Below are 16,013 nucleotides of genomic sequence, written 5' to 3'. Positions count from 1 at the left end.
TTCTCCCGGCGGGCCTCCAAAACAGCATTTCCGAATGTCCTGTCAGTCGCGCAGGGGTTTCTGCGTGTTGGAGTAGCTGGCCTTGACCGCATCGATTGAGCCAAGGATCATAGTCACCGCCAAGTTCTCAACCTGCTGCAATGACATATTGTTATGGAGGAGGAATGAGCCTGCGGTTGCCGGCAGACCAAAGCTGATATCGGTTACGGCCTTGGCGAGATCAGATGGCAATTCGAAATGTCGTTCGATTATGCTTGCAACGTATTCTACGGCCGCATCGCGGCTATAGTCGGTCGGGTCGTGTCCGTCGCTGATACTGGGTTCGTGCTGCAATCGCTCGATGATCAGTCCGCGCTCGTTGATGTAAGTAAGGTACACATGAGTGATTGCGCGTACCAATCCCTCAAAGGTCCGAGCATTTTCAGCCGCCTCGTTTTGAAGTTTGCGAAGTTGACGCAATTCGCGTTCGAGCAGCTCGCTCATAAGCTCATTTGTGTTAGAAAAATAATTATAAATCAGGGATTTACTTATACTTGCGCGTTTTGCCAGCGCGTCCATGTTGAGGCCAGTGACGCCTTGTTCGGTGATGATCTCCGCAGCACAGTTGAGGATATGGGACCGGCGCAAAGCCGGGTCCATACGAGTCCGTTGTTTTCCGGTCGCCTGGGTCATCCGCAGATCAATAGCAGACATCTTCAATCGTGCCAGTTCGCGGTGCGCGCCTATAACCGTCACCGGCAGAAAGAGAGAGCCTTGAAGCGAGATCAAGACGCCATCGATGTGACCTCAGCGCCGGAACAAACTTCTATCTTGATACCAGAGGGCATCAATAAATGACTGCATTTTCTCGGCCGTGCTTGCTCATAATCCCGAAGCAGATGTTCAGCCTCTTCTCTGTGGTGCTGCTTTCGGCGTGCTCGAGCAGTTCAGGATTGGAGGTAGCATCACCGCCAATCGCAGTAGAGTCTTGCGTAGTGAAGGAACCGCGCCACGCCGTTTCAATAGACTCCGAAACAGCGAAGCGCTTGGAAGCCGTCGTCAGGCAGTATGTCGATGCCGGAATCGTGCCGGGTGCGGTCTTGCAGATTGAGCAAGAGGGCGGTCCTGTGGTTTCATTCGCCTATGGCGTTTCCGATCTGAAGTCCGAGAAACAGATGGAGAGCGATGCCCTCTTCAGGCTCTATTCGATGACCAAACCCATCACCTCGCTTGCAACGATGAGATTTGTTGAAAGTGGTCAGATATCGCTCGACGATCCAGTGGGTGATTATCTTCCGGAGTTCCGCCAGTCCCGGGTCTATGGCGGTGACTTCAGGCCCGGCCAACCCATTCTGCGCCCGATTTCGATCAGGGATCTCTTAACCCAAACAGCTGGAATTGCCTATCGCACCGACCAAGATACGATTGGACGGATATATGCCAGGAAAGGCATTCCGGCAGGGCCAGGTGTAGCCGATCCGCCGACTGACGGTTCGCCGCCCGTGGAATCGCTTGCCGAGCTAAGCACACGTGTCGCGGATACGCCATTGCGGACACATCCTGGTGACGCATGGAGCTATGGTAACGCGACAGATGTGCTTGGCCGTGTGCTCGAAGTCGTCACGGGAAAGACCTTAGAGCAGGTACTGAGAGAGGAAGTTCTTCAACCCATCGGAATGAACGATACTTCCTTTACGGTTTCTCCACAGCAGCGAAGCCGCCTGACCTCCGCTTATATCAATCCGATGCCAAAACAGTCTGGCTCAGGTGTCCTCGATAACCTCAATGCCGATGAGCTCGTTCGACCAAATTTGATCGTGGCCGATCCTGCCGATGCCAGTATCTTCAGCTCACAACCGGAAATTGCCTTTGGCGGTGCGGGATTGGCCGGGACGGCAAATGACTACCTGCGTCTCACTCGCATGCTCCGGTCTGGCGGCGAGATCGATGGCACAAGAGTTGTCACTCAAAGGTCGATCGAATTGATGCGTAGCAACCACCTCGCAGATCCCGTTCGCAAGTCGGCTGAAACTTTGGGAGGTCTGGGCTTCGGTCTCGGTTTCGCCGTCAAGGATCGTCCTATCGCTGGAAAGGAATTCTTCCCCGAGTGCGCCTATTTCTGGGGCGGAGCCGCATCCACGTTTTTCTGGATCGATCCAGCCGGTGAAATTACCGGCGTTCTAATGACTCAGGTATTTGGGGGTGACACCTCCAGCATGTGGATTGCCGTGCTCCGTGAGCTCTACTCATCTCAGTCGGGCTGAGCCGGCCAATGTGCTCAGTCAGGATCATAGTGCGATTTATGCAATAATTCCACTGATGCTGGACCGCCGGACCAACTGCTAGATGGCTCACAGCACCGCTAACTAGTTTTCGGTGTTCCTGACATGCGAAAAGTCTGCCCGCAGAACCGCGCAGTTCTGCTGGGTTGGCGTGTGAAGCGGTAGTGCGGAGAGCGCATAGAGGAAGATACATTTCTGCCCCGAAAGGCCGGTTCCTCCATGGCCCATTTCCGCACCACAGGGTTGCCCGATCGCCAGTCTGTTAGTGCGATGATTAGAAATCGGTCTGACAAATGGGGAACGGTGAGCTTAAGGCTGAAAGATCCTCAGCCCGAGTTGCAAATCCCAAAATCGGACATCCTCTCAGTTTCGCTTGTTCGCAATTGCGAGAACAACTCCCATTCTCTAGAGGAGGCTCGTCGGGGTGGATGACGGAAATGTCCAATACGGCTGACGATGGAGACGGAAGAGGAGGGCCTCCGTTCGACGGAGGCAGTTACAAAAGTGCATCGATTCGGAGGCAACAGACGCCGCCATGCGTAGCCATGACATATTTGTGTCCTACAGCCGCGAAGATCGCGGTGCGGCCATGCGTATCGCTGCACTCCTCGAAAACGAGGGGTTCTCCGTGTGGTGGGATGCAGCCATACATTCCGGTGAGTCATTCGATGAGGTGATCGAAGAGCAGCTCCGCTCTGCTAAGGCTGCGGTCGTGCTGTGGTCACCCAGGTCGGTAAATTCGCGTTGGGTTCGTGCAGAAGCCACGCTTGCGGATAGGCGCCAGATTTTTGTCCCAGTGATTATCGAAAAGTGCGAACTCCCGATAATTTTCGAACTGACCCACAACACTGACCTTTCGCATTGGGACGGAAATACAGGGTCGGAAGAGTGGCAGAGATTGATATCCGATATTCGCCTGCTGACCGGCGGCACCGAAGATCAAGCTGCGCACAAGGCAAAGCCGTCCCGCGGCTTTCTCCTTGGGGATGAGCCTTCGGCGGAGAAGTCACCAGCGCGCCGATCGCCGCGCCCCCCGGTTTCTCCTGCCACCGCTGCCGCTGATGCACCTCAGGCTGCAAGCGAGCACGAACAGACGGCATTCTACACCCCTTCGGACAATGCCTTGCATCCGGATGGCCAGGTCCATTGCTTGGAAATGGGCCCGGAAGAAGCTCCATTGGTTCGGCATCCCATTACTGCGCTAGGTGCAAAGCTCGGGCGCTCATCGCCGGCTGACATAATCTTCTCGGACAAACGCATTTCACGGCGCCATTGCGAAGTCGAAGTTCGAAATGGCGAAATGCTCGTAACCGATCTCAACTCTACGAACGGGACTTTTGTTGACGGCCAGCGCATCGACAACCAGACTGCGCTACCTCCCGGTTCAGAATTGATGCTGGGCGACGTGGTCCTTACCCACCGAGTGCGTTCATTCGCCGAAATCGGCTAGCTGAGGTTCTTTGGACGTCAATTACCCCCCTAGGCCCAGACTTGCACTGAATGTTGGTATAACTGGCCATCGCGCAAAGGCGCTTGGTGGCCGGTTGACGCCCGTTGTTGGCAAGAAGCTGGACGAAATTTTCGCCCACCTGAAGACAGCGACCGTAGCACTTCGTGAGCGCGAAGCTGAGATTTTCGACGATGTTGAACCGATCCTGCGGCTCCACACGCCCCTCGCCACAGGATCGGATCAAATCGCCGCGCAAAGTGCGCGGGCCAACGATTTCCAGGTTCGCGCCCTGTTGCCATTCAAAGTGGAAGAATATTCTCAGGATTTCCAAGGCACTGAGCTAGAGCAATTCCAAGAATTCCTGAATGACGCAGACAATGTCATGACACTGCCCGGCGATCGATCTGCCAACGATGCTTATGTGCTTGTCGGCAAAGGGGTAATCGCGGCATCGGATGTCATCATTGCAATCTGGGATGGCGAACCCGGCAATGGGCCGGGAGGAACGGCCCACGTGGTTGAGTTGGCGCTTCGCGAAGGTGTTCCTATCATTCACCTCTATATCGACCGCGCAAAGGAAGATGCTTCCAGCGTCAGGCTGATCATGGGCGGAGATTTCGATGAGCCAGAGCTGGGCAAGCTCGACTCTCCTGACGACTATGTGCGCATGCTGACTGAAATCCTTGCGCCTCACGAGCAAGTCGAGCGGAAGCACATTATCGACTACTATGCCGAGGTCGAAAACCACAAAAACTTTCGGTTCGAATATTCCATCATGCTTGCGATGTTGCGGATTAAGCCGCTGCCCGCGCGACCCTGGCTGCAGGAATCGATAGATAGCGAAATCGAAAGGGAGCGGTCGGTCGTCCGTGACAACTACCCTCCGACGCTACGAATGCCGCTGGAACGCGGGTACGGCTGGGCGAACTTCCTCGCGATACGCTACGCTCAGCGATTTCGGTCAGGCCATATTACGAACTATGCGCTGTCCGCGATTGCGGTACTTGTGGCGCTTACCGGTTTAATTGTTCCATCCATCAAGCTTTACTTGGTAATGTCGGAGCTACTGCTGATCGGCCTGCTGTTTTACAACACGGGGGCAGGAAAAAAGGGCGATTGGCACCGCCGGTGGCTGCAATATCGGCACCTTGCAGAATCACTGCGTCCTTTGATTTATCTCAAGCGCATTGGCCTGTCAGGTCCACCATTCAGAAGCGACTTCATACTTGGCGCCCACCGCAAAGAGGCCGGCACCGATTGGACCCGGTGGTACACTGCTGCGATCTGGCGGGAAATGTCGAGTCCCGGAGGGGAAATGTCACGCGAGCAGGTGATCGAACTCGCGAAGGTGGCGATTGAAGAACAGGTTTTACCCCAGGCCGAATATCACGAGGTAAATGCGCATCGCATGCGCGAACTTGACCACCGGCTGCACGAGGTCGGGAATTTCCTGATGGGCAGCGTCATCGCGACCTGTGTTCTTTTCATTGTCGGTTATTTCACCGTTCCAGACATGCTTTATTCGCTTACGCCCTGGATCGTATTTCTCACAGCCGGGTTGCCGGCCGCGGGCGCAGCCGTTTTCGGCATGCGCGGCCATGGCGAACATTTGCTTCAAGCCAATCGATCAGCGGAATCTTCAGCAGCATTGCGCCAAAACGCAAAACGTCTCGCGGCAATAGAGAACATCGAGGAGCTTGCTGCCGAGCTTCAGGTGACATCGCACATAATGCTCGCGGACCTCAACGAATGGACGACTACCTACAGCGAGCGTTCCTTGGAAGTTCCGGCTTGATGCTCGTTTAGCTAGCCATCATCAAGACCAACTGCGTCTTTTCTAGTCCAGAATTTTTCCATCACAAGGTACGTAAAAGAGGCGCTCCAGGCGATCAGGATTAGACCCTGCAATGCCTCGATGCCCACTACGACGCGCAAATCCCCCTGCGGCACGATATCGCCGATCCCTAGCGTGGTGTAGCTTGCTATCGAGAAGTAGAAGAATTCGGTTGGACTACTGATTGGTGGTTCGCCCGGGACGAGCAACACACCGCGCTCCCAAGTTGACAATAACCACATGGAAACCGCGTAGATCGCCACCTCTATTAGGTGAATGACGATGACCGCGAACGAGACGACCAGCATCGGGCGGCGAATTGGCGGGGGGAATTCACGGAACACAAACGCGAGCTGCCGCAATGAGAAAAAGTGGACTGCATTGCAGAGCGCGACTGCGACAAGCGTCACGAGAATGGTTAGCAGCAACTCCCGAGCCCCCGATTTGCCCTCTTTAGTGTTGCGGTTATGCCATCCCAATTCTCGACTGGCCACCATCAAGATTGCAGGTGACTGGAAAAACGGCATAAGGATGGAAGACAAGAAAAATCCCGGTCAACTAGGAAGCCGAAATGCGATTCCACTCTGCCAGTCGCACCGATGTCGGGCTGAAGCGCAAGATCAATGAGGATTCGCTTCTGGATTTGACCGATCGCTCGATGTGGGCCGTCGCCGACGGAATGGGCGGCCATGAAGCGGGCGAAGTTGCCAGCGCGATGGTGGTTGAAGCCTTGGAGCGCTCGGTCACGGAAATCGAACTCGGCCCCGCGCTTCGCCAAGTAGAGGCTGCATTACTTGAGGCCAATACCGAGATGGTCGAAATGATGGTCGGCGATCGCCTGCGCAAGATGGGCAGCACCGCGGTTGGCCTCATTATCGCTGACGACGGTCGCTACTTTTGTTTCTGGGTTGGAGACAGTCGCGGCTATCGCGTTAGGGACGGGCAGATCCAGCAGATTACGCGCGATCATAGCCTGGTCCAAAAACTGGTCGATAATAACTTACTCACACCCGAGGAAGCCGAGCACCATCCCGATGCCAATGTCATTACTCGTGCAGTCGGTGCGGACAAGGTGCTCGAAATCGATCACGTGGTGGATGTCGCGCAGGCAAATGACATTTTCATAATAGCCAGCGACGGACTGACGTGCTGTGTGGAGGCAAACGAGATTTGCCAGGTAGTTACTAGCGGAAATCCCGCACAGGCTTGTGGCGAACTGGTAGATATGGTTCTCGCCCGAGGCGCGCCAGACAATGTCAGCGTAATCGTTATTCGGGTAATTTGATCGAGCCGGGTTGTTCCGTCACTCGCGATTGAGCACCGCTCGGGCCGCGGCGGAGCTAGTCTGGATAGAAGAGACGTAGCGGCTCGTTTGCCGACCGAGAGCCAAAAGTTGCTGCGCTTCAGCAACCGTATCTGCTCTTCTTGCGGATCGTTTGAGCTCAGTCATGTAGCTTCTGTATTCGCGGGCCGCATCGGCGTTTGCTTGCAGGGTCCTGTACGCTTCCTTGGCGGCGGCACTTGCACCACTGCCAGGCTCTCTCACTCTCGCCATTGATATGACTTCGCTTGCGCGGCTTCGGGTGGAATCCGAAACGTCATCCAATTGGGAGCGGACATCGCGAATACTGATACCGCTATTACTCGCTGGCGTAGATGTGCTGCGAGTGGTCGCCGGTCTGCTTGTTGTGGGACTGCGAGTACTGGTTGAGGAGGATGGAGTGGCCCGGCTAGTCGGGCTGGCAGTCGCCGTTTCGTTTGTATCTGGTTTCCGTGCTTTCGGATTGGCTTCGATCGCAGCAGCCGCTGCCTGTCTATACGTCGCGAAATCAGTGACCACCTGTTGAGCCAACGGCACGGCATCTTCGGCGTTCTCGGCGCTGCGCAAGTCTTCGATCGATTGCCTGGCCTGTCGCAGAGTAGTTTCCAAGTTTGCTGCCAAACCCTGTAACTCGCTGCTTTCTTCGTCCGCTGAATTGGTAACGCGCGGATCGGCCCAAGGGGCGACTGCGACCAATGCTCTTGTTTCGCCCGTCAAAGCCTGAGCCATGCCGACAGCCAGCTCTTCCAGGCTTGCGCGAGTGATATCGGCAATCCTGAGGCGATTAAAGCTTACATCGGCTTCGCGCGCAGGATCGTCGAATAACGAGAGATTTTCCGTTTCCAGGCTGGAAATTCTCTCTGCGCGGTTTTCAAGCGTTTCGATCGCTTGCGCGTCAATATCATTTTCGCGCGCTAGTGCTACCAACTGCAATAGTGCGGGACCAAATCCGTCATCGTGGGAGATCGGTTCTGCAATTACGACAGGCTGAGGCTTGGGATCACCAGTACCGCTCAACGCCCACACCAGTCCGCCTACAATTGCTAGTGCAGCTGCACCGCCAAGAAGCAAGGGAAGCTTCGATTTGGCTTTACCGTCGGCTTTCGCGCCCGGTGCGGCTCTACGTGTGCTGCCATCCTTTTCACTTGTATTTGGGTCGCCTCCGGACTTCTTCGAGGCGGCAGCTACGACTGAATCCGCTTCGCTCTTGCCCTTGTTGGCTCCATCTTTGTCCGGCTTATCTGCGGCGGAGGCAAGCCCAGAAATCGTTTCTGTCTTCGGCTTCGATTTTTTGTCCGAATCCCGCAACTTTTCCGGCTCGGGCAGGCTGTCGGATGTTTCGACATCGCCGGCCATCTTGAACTCGGCGTCATCGATATCATCAGGGACCTGTGTTGGGTCGGCAGCGCCTTTGCTCGCTTTAGAAGGCTCCGACTTGGCTTCCTTTGCTGGCTTGGCAGGCTCGATCTCATTGACCGAGCCTAGCATCGGCGCGATCCGAGTCGCGTCATCGTCATCCACTTCGCCGCCTACGCCTAGCGGATCGCTTCCTTCTGAATCGAACATCGCCAACCATTCCGGCAACGACTGAGGTCGATCGCTAGGCTTGATCGTCATCGCAGCATCGACTGCCGCCAGAAACGCTCTGCTGTAGCCGGGCCAGTTTCCCTCGACCAGGGCCTGCTCTTTTTCGCCGTGCATTCGCTCGAGCACTTCGGCCGGCTTTTCGCCAGTAATGCAGCGATACAGTACAATCCCTAGCGCGTATATGTCTGTCCAGGGGCCCTGCTCATAGGTTTTTACGTATTGTTCGATCGCGGCATACGGCGGAGTGTGGAAGGTGACTGTCGTGCTTGTTACGCCTTCAGTTTCGAACCGTGCAGATCCAAAGTCGATTAGGACTGGTTGCCCGCTAGCGGTGATCAGGATGTTCGACGGCTTGATATCGCGGTGTAGCACACCGACGCGGTGTGCGCGTTCAAGACCGGACGCGACCGGAAGGACCATCTCGCGCAGTTTCGCCTCGTCCAGCTTATCGCCGCGCTTGAGGACTTCGGTCAGGGAAACACCGTCTTCAAAATCCATTACCATGTAAGCGGTGCCGTGGATCTCGAATAGGCTGCGCACACTCACGATGTTTGGGTGCCTAGAAGGGGTCGACAGATTCCAAAGCAGTTTGGCTTCTTCGACGAACTTCTTGAGCCCCAGCGCGTGCACTTCTTCGGCGCCTGAATCGATTGGAACTACGGTCGCTTCGTCATCGCGCTCACTGATAGCGCTAGGGAAATACTCCTTGATCGCGACCAGCTCGTCGAAATAAATGCCGCGGCCTCTATAGACGATGCCAAAACCGCCGACGCCAAGCACGTCCTCCAGCCGCCATTCACGCAGGATGGTTCCCGAAGGAAGCGCTTTGTTGCTGTATGCCTTGCTCATCGAATGACGGTGCCCCCGACACGCTTGAAGTACTGTACCTGACTGTTTGCACAAGAGTGCCGGAAATTCTAGTCTAGTGGTTGAATACGTTGAATTTGAGAGACATCTCGTAAGAGCACTGACGGAGCAAAAGCACCTGATTTAACAGTCGGCCGGCGAGGGCAGAGCGTACGCCATGCCATGACGTCGCAAGGCAAGCAGCTCGTGCTCGCTTTTTCAACACATTCCAGATAGTCGCTCAACCAGTAGCATTGGTGGATGTCCTTCCCGGTCTCACAACGGAATGTAGGTGATCTGGCCGCAGGGCGTGGCATTGATATTTGCCACGCGGCGGTGCGGCTTTTGGGCTCTCTACCCAGCTTTCGCGTTTTCGGCTTGGCGGCTCAAGATTGGGCGTCTTCTCGACGCTATTGACGCGGTTTACGCCTAGTGGAGGCTGAGAGGCGCAGGGTATTGAAGCGCCCGGATGGAGCTTGGCGCTGAAGTCTGCCGATCATCCGCTCTTCTGATGAGCGAGGCGCAAGAAGGTGACAGCCTAGTTGGCAAGGCTCTCCAACCACTTTTCGGCCAGTGCCTCGGCCTCAGCCGCCGAAAAAGGCGCATCGCCTAGCGATAACTCCAGCCACAACCCATCGATCAGAGCTGTGAGCGCGATCGCTGCGCGGGCGGGATCGGCAATGCTGGGGCGCCACTCAAGCAGGAAGCGCTCGAGACCAGTACGAAAATCGCCATAGACCTCTGACCGCACAGTGGCGATGCGAGTATCGCTATGCGTCAGGCTCCAGTAGCCGACATAGCTCGCAAGCAGTTCAGAAGACGCAATTGGCGGGCGAAAACTGGCCGTGACATAGGCTAGCAGGCGCGCTCGCGGCTCCGTTCCGGCAGCTTCGACTGCACTGTTGAGTGCATTCGCGATTTGCTGTCCTGTCCAGCGATAGCTTTCCGCCAGCGCCTCCGACAACCCCGAGAAATAGTGGCGCAGCAGCCCGGGCGAGACCCCGGCCTCGGCGCAGATCGCTCGAACCGAAACGCCCGCGGCACCCTTTTCGGCCAGCACGCGCGCTGTCGCCTCGATAAGGCTCTGCCGCCGTTCGTCCGGGTCGGCGCGGGTAAAGGCTTTCGCTCTTCGGCGCATGTTGTTATGCGATCGTACAACAAGGAGCGATTTATGGCAACGCAGCTGCGTAATTCTGCCGATCCCGACCCGCTCGACGGGTGGAGCCTGCCGGCGTGGACCTACCATGATCCCGAGTTCCATCGCCTCGAACTCGACCGCATTTTTCGCCCCAGCTGGCAGGTTGTCTGCCACCTGAACGACGTGCCCGGAAACGGCGACTGGCACACGCTCGAGTATTGCGGCGAGAGCGTGATCGTGGTCCGCGGCAAGGACGAAGTTCTGCGCGCCTTCACCAATGTATGCCGCCACCGGGGCTCGCGGCTGGTCGATGGCGCGGTGGGATGCGCGAAGAAGCTAGTCTGCCCCTATCACGCGTGGACCTACGACCTCGGCGGAAAGCTAACAGGCGTGCCCGACAGCGCAAGCTATCCCTCGTTGGACCGTGACCGCGCAGGACTCGTTCCAGTCGATCTGGAGATCTGGCGCGGATTCGTCTTTGTCCGCCTCGAGGATGCCGACGGGCCGAGCGTTGCGGCGATGATGGCGCCTTTCGAGGCCATGGTCGCACCCTATCGTTTCGAGGAGCTCCGCGCTCTGGGTCGCGTGACGCTGCGCCCGCGCGAGGTGAACTGGAAGAACGTCGGCGACAATTATTCCGATGGACTTCATATCCCCGTCGCTCATCCCGGCCTCACCCGCCTGTTCGGCAAGAGTTATGGCGTCGATGCCGAAGAGAATGTCGACCGCATGTGGGGCGACATGGTCGATCGAGAGAGCGCCAACTGGTCCGAGCGCATGTACCAAAAGCTGCTGCCGCCAGTCCCGCACCTGCCCGAAGACCGCCAGCGCCACTGGACCTATTTCAAGCTGTGGCCCAATGTCGCCTTCGACATCTATCCCGATCAGGTCGATTTCATGCAGTGGCTGCCGACCGGGCCGACGACCTGCCTGATCCGCGAGATCAGCTATGTCCTGTCCGATGAGCGAAGGCAGATGCGCGCCGCACGCTACCTCAACTGGCGCATAAACCGCCAGGTCAATGCCGAGGATACAGAGCTGATCAGCCGTGTGCAGCAGGGTATGGCCTCACGCAGCTTCTCCATGGGTTCGCTGTCGGACAAGGAAGTCTGCCTCAAGCACTTCTGCAAGCGGATGCGCGGCATCATTCCCGAGGCGCGTCTCGAAATCCAACCACCCGCCGGCTGGAGCAACAAATGACCAAACAATACGACGCCGTGATCATCGGCGCAGGGCACAATGGCCTGGTCTGCGCCTTCTACCTCGCGCAGGCCGGGCTGAAGGTTCGCATTGTCGAGCGGCGCGACGTGGTCGGCGGTGCGGCGGTGACAGAGGAGTTCCATCCCGGTTTCCGCAATTCGGTGGCGAGCTACACGGTTAGCCTGCTTCAGCCCAAGGTCATCCGCGACATGCGGCTCCACGAGCATGGCTATCGTGTGATCGAACGCCCGATCTCCAACTTCCTGCCGCAGGAGGATGGGGGCTACCTCAAGCTCGGCGGAGGGCTCGAACGCACCCAAAACGAGTTCCGCAAGTTCTCGAATGCCGATGCCGAGGCGCTGCCCGCCTATTACGACGCGCTTGAGGGCGTGGCCGAAGTGCTGAGCGACCTGGCGCTGAAGTCACCGCCGAACGTGGGCGAAGGACTGCGCACGCTGATCTCCGGCGCGATTCAGGGCTGGGGCGTGTCTAGCCTCGAACTTGCCGCCAAGCGCGATATCCTCGACCTGTTCACCAAGTCGGCAACCAGCTTCCTCGGCCAGTGGTTCGAGAGCGAGGCGGTCAAGGCCGCCTTCGGGTTTGATGCCGTGGTCGGCAATTACGCCAGCCCCGATACGCCGGGCAGCGCCTATGTGCTGCTGCACCACGTCTTCGGCGAGGTGAACGGCAAGAAGGGCGCATGGGGCCATTCGGTCGGCGGCATGGGCACGATCACGCAGATCATGGCTGATGTCTGCCGCCAGTGCGGGGTCGAGGTCAGTCTCGAGGCACCGGTCGACCAAGTGCTGGTCGATGGCCATAACGTAGCCGGCGTCCGGCTCGAAAGCGGCGAGGAGATCGCGGCCAAGCGGGTCATTGCAAATATCGGGCCCAAGCTGCTTTACGGCAAGATGCTCGCATCCGAATACCAGCCGGAGGATTTCCGGCGCCGGATGCGCGGATTCAAGGCGGGCGGCGGGACCTTCCGGATGAATGTTGCGCTCTCCGAACTGCCGAAGTTTACCGCACTGCCGGAGCCGGGCGAGCATCACCAGTCGGGCATCATCCTTGCCCCGACGCTCGACTATATGGACAAGGCCTTCCTCGACGCAAAGGCGCATGGCTGGTCGAAGAAACCGATCGTCGAGATGCTGATCCCGAGCACGGTCGATGATAGCCTCGCACCTGAGGGCCAGCATGTCGCCAGCCTTTTCTGCCAGCAATTCGCGCCTGAACTGACCGCCAAAGAAGACGGAACTCCGCGCGACTGGGACGACGAGGAGGATGCTGCCGCAGATACGATCATCGACACGATTGAGGCGGCTGCACCCGGATTCCGCGCCTCGATCCTAGGGCGCCAGGTGCTCAGCCCCAAGAGTCTCTATCGGAAGTTCGGCCTCGTCGGCGGGGATATCATGCATGGGCACATGAGCCTCGACCAGCTGTGGTCAGCCCGACCAGTGCTTGGCAACGGTGCCTATCGCGGGCCTGTTAAGGGTCTCTACATGTGCGGCGCTGGCACGCATCCCGGCGGCGGCGTCACGGGCGCTCCCGGACACAATTGCGCGCGCGAAGTGATCGCGGATGGAGGCAAGTGGCGTCGCTTTTCCGCGACTTAGGTATTTCGGTCTCGATGCATGCGGTGCTACGCAAATAGCGGAAAATGGAGAGGAATCGAATATGCGCGCTTGTCATTTCGCCGCCAGCATCCTGGCTCTCGCGCCGATCACAGCGGCCAATGCACAAGACTCTTCGGACGCTGTCGACCAGGTCATCGAGCTGACCAAGCAATCCATGGCGCTTCGTTCAGTCCAAGGTGATGGTAATGAAACCGACAAGGTTGCCGCCTTATTCCGCGGTGCCTTGCTGGAGGGCGGTTGGTCAGACAGCGAAATCGAGGTCGTGCCTTTCGAGGACACTGCCTATCTCATTGCGACCTGACCCGGTAGCGATCCCTCATTGGGACCGATCGTCATCTCGGCACATATGGACGTGGTTGAAGCCAAGGCAGAAGACTGGGAGCGCGATCCCTTTACCCCGATCGTGGAAGACGGGCTGCTCTATGGACGCGGCGCGAGCGACACGAAGTTCGATGCAGTCCAGGCGATGGTCGCCACGACTTTGCTGCGCCAGCAAGGATTAAAGCCAAAGCGTAGTATCGTGATCGCCTATTCGGGCGATGAAGAGACTGCCATGCTGACGTCGAAGATGATCGCCGAGCAGCTGAAAGATGCGAGGCTGGTGCTCAATGTTGACGGTAGCATGGGTGTCCTCGACGATTCCACTGGCGAGCCAGCCTTCTTCATGTGGCAAGGCGCGGAGAAGGCCTATGGGGACTTCAAGCTTGAAGTGAGCAATCCCGGTGGCCACAGCTCATGGCCAACGGACACCAACGCAATTGTTCAGCTGTCCGGCGCTTTGGCCCGCATCGGAGAATATCACTTTGCTCCCGAACTGAACGATATCACGAAAGAATACTTCACCAAGGCAGCTGACTTCGTCAGTGACCCGCTGCTCGCGGCGGCCATGCGCGCCTTCGCCGAAGATCCAAACGACAAAGCAGCTGTCGCGGTGTTGCGAACCGAACCCTCCATGGTGGGTACAATCGCGACCACCTGCGTCCCGACGATGATTGAAGGCGGGCATGCTCTCAATACGTTGCCGCAGCATGCGGTTGGATACGTCAACTGCCGAATCTTTCCCGGCAACAGCAAAGCGTCGATCATCGAGGAGTTGAAGCGGGTTGCGGACGAACCGGCCATGACCATCGAGGAAATCAACGCCGACTATGTGATAGAGGCAGATGCTTCGCCCTATGACAGGTATTTCGTCGATGCCGCGACGAAGGCGGTACGTGCCAGTTTCGGAGACCTGCCGTTCATTGCCTCGCAGGCCTCCAGTGCATCCGGTTCAATGTGGTATCGCGCGCTCGGCGTGCCGAGCTACGGCGCCAGCGGGACCTTCATGAAGCCGAGCGACAACTACGCGCACGGCCTCAACGAGCGCGTCCCGATCACCAATATCGCAAAGAGCATCCATTATTACCATGTGCTCTTGAAAGAACTGGCTTCGAAATGAGGAGCCTCATGTCCTGGCCGTGGATCGCATGCCTGCTGCTGGCATGCCGGCGAGTGTGCAGTCTCAATATGTCGAGGCGGGGCACCTGCTCGATGAAAGAAGTAGGCAACTACTGGCGGAACAGTGCATACTGATCGAGAACGATCTGATCATACGGGCTGAGCCGTGTGGTCACGCTCTTAAGGGAGCAAGAATACTTGATTGGTCGGCTTCTACGGTTCTTCTGGGATCGATCGGCCTCCACAATTACCTGACTGACGCTGGGCAAGATGCTGATGTCGTGCTGCCGCTGAAAACATCGCCGCAATTGACTGCGTTGATCGGTGCGCGCAAATGTTGAAGTCGCGCTCAAGGACGGTTTCACCACCGTTCACAATGTCGGGACCTATCGTGGGATTACCGATGTCGCGCTGCGGGGTGCGGTCAACCAGCGGCTAGTGCCTTGGTCCCCGAACGTTCTTGGCTGGCGCCTATCCCACCCATCGGGGACGGAGGTGAGCTTAAGCGTGTGGTCCCCAACGATCAGCTACCCGCTGGCATGCGATTGGGTGTTTTCAAAAGTCCTGAAGTTGCGGCCGAGAATTCCGCCGTTTTGTTAAACAGTCGGGCTGACTTTTTCAAGTTTCTAGAAACTGGTGACTGTCTCGCCATTGGCACCGAATCGGGTGAGTCCGAAACCACCGAGGGCGAGATGCGGGCGGCAATGATAGTGACGCGCAAATGCGTCGCGGCTCCGCAACATGATTCCAAACGGGATAACGTTGCTCCGGACATTCGAGAAAGCGACTGTGAACGCGGCTACCGAGATCGGGCAGTCCGAAATGCTGGAGGAGATCGAATCTACCTGCTCTGCAGATTTGATATTTGTCACGCGCAATTCGTTGGGAACCCATCAGTGCTGGTGGGCATAGCAGTAGTTTTCAAGGGTGGGAGAATCCTGGATAGTTGAGTGGATTTCATCTGTGACATCCTGATATTGAATAATAGTATCGGCGCACGCTCGCATGCGACCAATAGGACGGCCGTGATTCGGCATCACTCAAGCGCAGTTTACGGGCTTCTGGCATCGTGGAGTTTGGTAAAATAGAACGCGTCTTTAGACCTACTGACTATCCCATATGGTGTGGTGCATAATTGCGGAGGACATCAAACTTCCGACCGAAAGAAAATGTTTGAGAATAATGTTGGGCGCGGCACGGATTGAACTTGCGACCCCACCCGTGTGAAGGGTGTGCTCTACTACTGAGCTACGCGACCGCCGATGGGTCAGGTGACCGGCAGGCGCGGGCCATTGCCAC

14 protein-coding genes and 1 tRNA gene are annotated in these 16,013 nt (G+C 57.3%); 9 read left to right on the top strand and 6 right to left on the bottom strand.

Features of this window, described 5'->3' with window-relative positions:
* Positions 1 to 42: 42 nt before the first annotated feature.
* On the bottom strand, positions 43 to 768 hold the full coding sequence (locus ACEWMW_RS01405; protein WP_409412101.1) for a TetR/AcrR family transcriptional regulator: 726 nt from the start codon (positions 766 to 768) through the stop codon (positions 43 to 45).
* 65 nt (positions 769 to 833) lie between these two features.
* Here ACEWMW_RS01405 and ACEWMW_RS01400 point away from each other — a divergent pair, with 65 nt between their 5' ends.
* The 3 genes from ACEWMW_RS01400 (at position 834) to ACEWMW_RS01390 (ending at position 5,506) form a co-directional block, all read left to right on the top strand.
* A complete protein-coding gene (locus ACEWMW_RS01400; protein ID WP_409412100.1) occupies positions 834 to 2,243 on the top strand; it encodes a serine hydrolase domain-containing protein in 1,410 nt (469 codons plus the stop codon).
* Positions 2,244 to 2,796: 553 nt separating this feature from the next.
* Complete coding sequence (locus ACEWMW_RS01395) at positions 2,797 to 3,711, top strand: TIR domain-containing protein (protein ID WP_409412099.1); 915 nt, start codon at positions 2,797 to 2,799, stop codon at positions 3,709 to 3,711.
* 94 nt (positions 3,712 to 3,805) lie between these two features.
* A complete protein-coding gene (locus ACEWMW_RS01390) occupies positions 3,806 to 5,506 on the top strand; it encodes a hypothetical protein (protein ID WP_409412098.1) in 1,701 nt (566 codons plus the stop codon).
* 11 nt (positions 5,507 to 5,517) lie between these two features.
* Here the strand turns inward: ACEWMW_RS01390 and ACEWMW_RS01385 are convergent, their stop codons facing one another.
* Entirely contained in the window at positions 5,518 to 6,087 is a 570-nt protein-coding gene (locus ACEWMW_RS01385) for a potassium channel family protein (RefSeq protein ID WP_409412097.1), read from the bottom strand.
* A gap of 29 nt (positions 6,088 to 6,116) precedes the next feature.
* Here ACEWMW_RS01385 and ACEWMW_RS01380 point away from each other — a divergent pair, with 29 nt between their 5' ends.
* On the top strand, positions 6,117 to 6,830 hold the full coding sequence (locus ACEWMW_RS01380; protein WP_409412096.1) for a PP2C family protein-serine/threonine phosphatase: 714 nt from the start codon (positions 6,117 to 6,119) through the stop codon (positions 6,828 to 6,830).
* A gap of 18 nt (positions 6,831 to 6,848) precedes the next feature.
* On the opposite strand, the gene ACEWMW_RS01375 is transcribed toward ACEWMW_RS01380, so the two are convergent.
* A complete protein-coding gene (locus ACEWMW_RS01375; RefSeq protein ID WP_409412095.1) occupies positions 6,849 to 9,302 on the bottom strand; it encodes a serine/threonine protein kinase in 2,454 nt (817 codons plus the stop codon).
* 535 nt (positions 9,303 to 9,837) lie between these two features.
* Positions 9,838 to 10,437, bottom strand: coding sequence for a TetR family transcriptional regulator C-terminal domain-containing protein (locus ACEWMW_RS01370; RefSeq protein ID WP_409412094.1), 600 nt, complete (start codon positions 10,435 to 10,437; stop codon positions 9,838 to 9,840).
* 33 nt (positions 10,438 to 10,470) lie between these two features.
* Here ACEWMW_RS01370 and ACEWMW_RS01365 point away from each other — a divergent pair, with 33 nt between their 5' ends.
* From ACEWMW_RS01365 to ACEWMW_RS01345, 5 genes are all read left to right on the top strand, one after another.
* Positions 10,471 to 11,637: an aromatic ring-hydroxylating oxygenase subunit alpha gene (locus ACEWMW_RS01365; RefSeq protein WP_409412093.1), complete on the top strand. Its 1,167-nt coding sequence runs from the start codon at positions 10,471 to 10,473 to the stop codon at positions 11,635 to 11,637.
* A complete protein-coding gene (locus ACEWMW_RS01360) occupies positions 11,634 to 13,256 on the top strand; it encodes a phytoene desaturase family protein (protein WP_409412092.1) in 1,623 nt (540 codons plus the stop codon). Before ACEWMW_RS01365 ends, ACEWMW_RS01360 begins: the two co-directional genes overlap by 4 nt.
* 61 nt (positions 13,257 to 13,317) lie before the next feature.
* The gene (locus ACEWMW_RS01355; RefSeq protein WP_409412091.1) at positions 13,318 to 13,578 is read left to right on the top strand and encodes a hypothetical protein; all 261 of its coding nucleotides are present in this window, start codon (positions 13,318 to 13,320) and stop codon (positions 13,576 to 13,578) included.
* A gap of 18 nt (positions 13,579 to 13,596) precedes the next feature.
* The gene (locus tag ACEWMW_RS01350; RefSeq protein ID WP_409412090.1) at positions 13,597 to 14,715 is read left to right on the top strand and encodes a M20/M25/M40 family metallo-hydrolase; all 1,119 of its coding nucleotides are present in this window, start codon (positions 13,597 to 13,599) and stop codon (positions 14,713 to 14,715) included.
* A 28-nt stretch (positions 14,716 to 14,743) separates the two neighbouring features.
* Positions 14,744 to 15,055, top strand: coding sequence for a hypothetical protein (locus ACEWMW_RS01345; protein WP_409412089.1), 312 nt, complete (start codon positions 14,744 to 14,746; stop codon positions 15,053 to 15,055).
* 285 nt (positions 15,056 to 15,340) lie between these two features.
* Here ACEWMW_RS01345 and ACEWMW_RS01340 read toward each other — a convergent pair whose 3' ends face one another.
* Positions 15,341 to 15,586 (bottom strand): hypothetical protein, encoded by a 246-nt coding sequence (locus ACEWMW_RS01340; RefSeq protein ID WP_409412088.1) that lies wholly within the window; start codon positions 15,584 to 15,586, stop codon positions 15,341 to 15,343.
* Between the two features lie 314 nt (positions 15,587 to 15,900).
* Positions 15,901 to 15,972, bottom strand: a tRNA-Val gene (locus ACEWMW_RS01335).
* Positions 15,973 to 16,013 lie beyond the last annotated feature (41 nt).

This window comes from Litorerythrobacter xanthomarinus, from assembly GCF_046254955.1.
Classification (GTDB): domain Bacteria; phylum Pseudomonadota; class Alphaproteobacteria; order Sphingomonadales; family Sphingomonadaceae; genus Qipengyuania_C.
The sequence above is the reverse complement of the archived record's forward strand: the minus strand, read 5'-3'. Positions and strand labels throughout refer to the sequence as shown.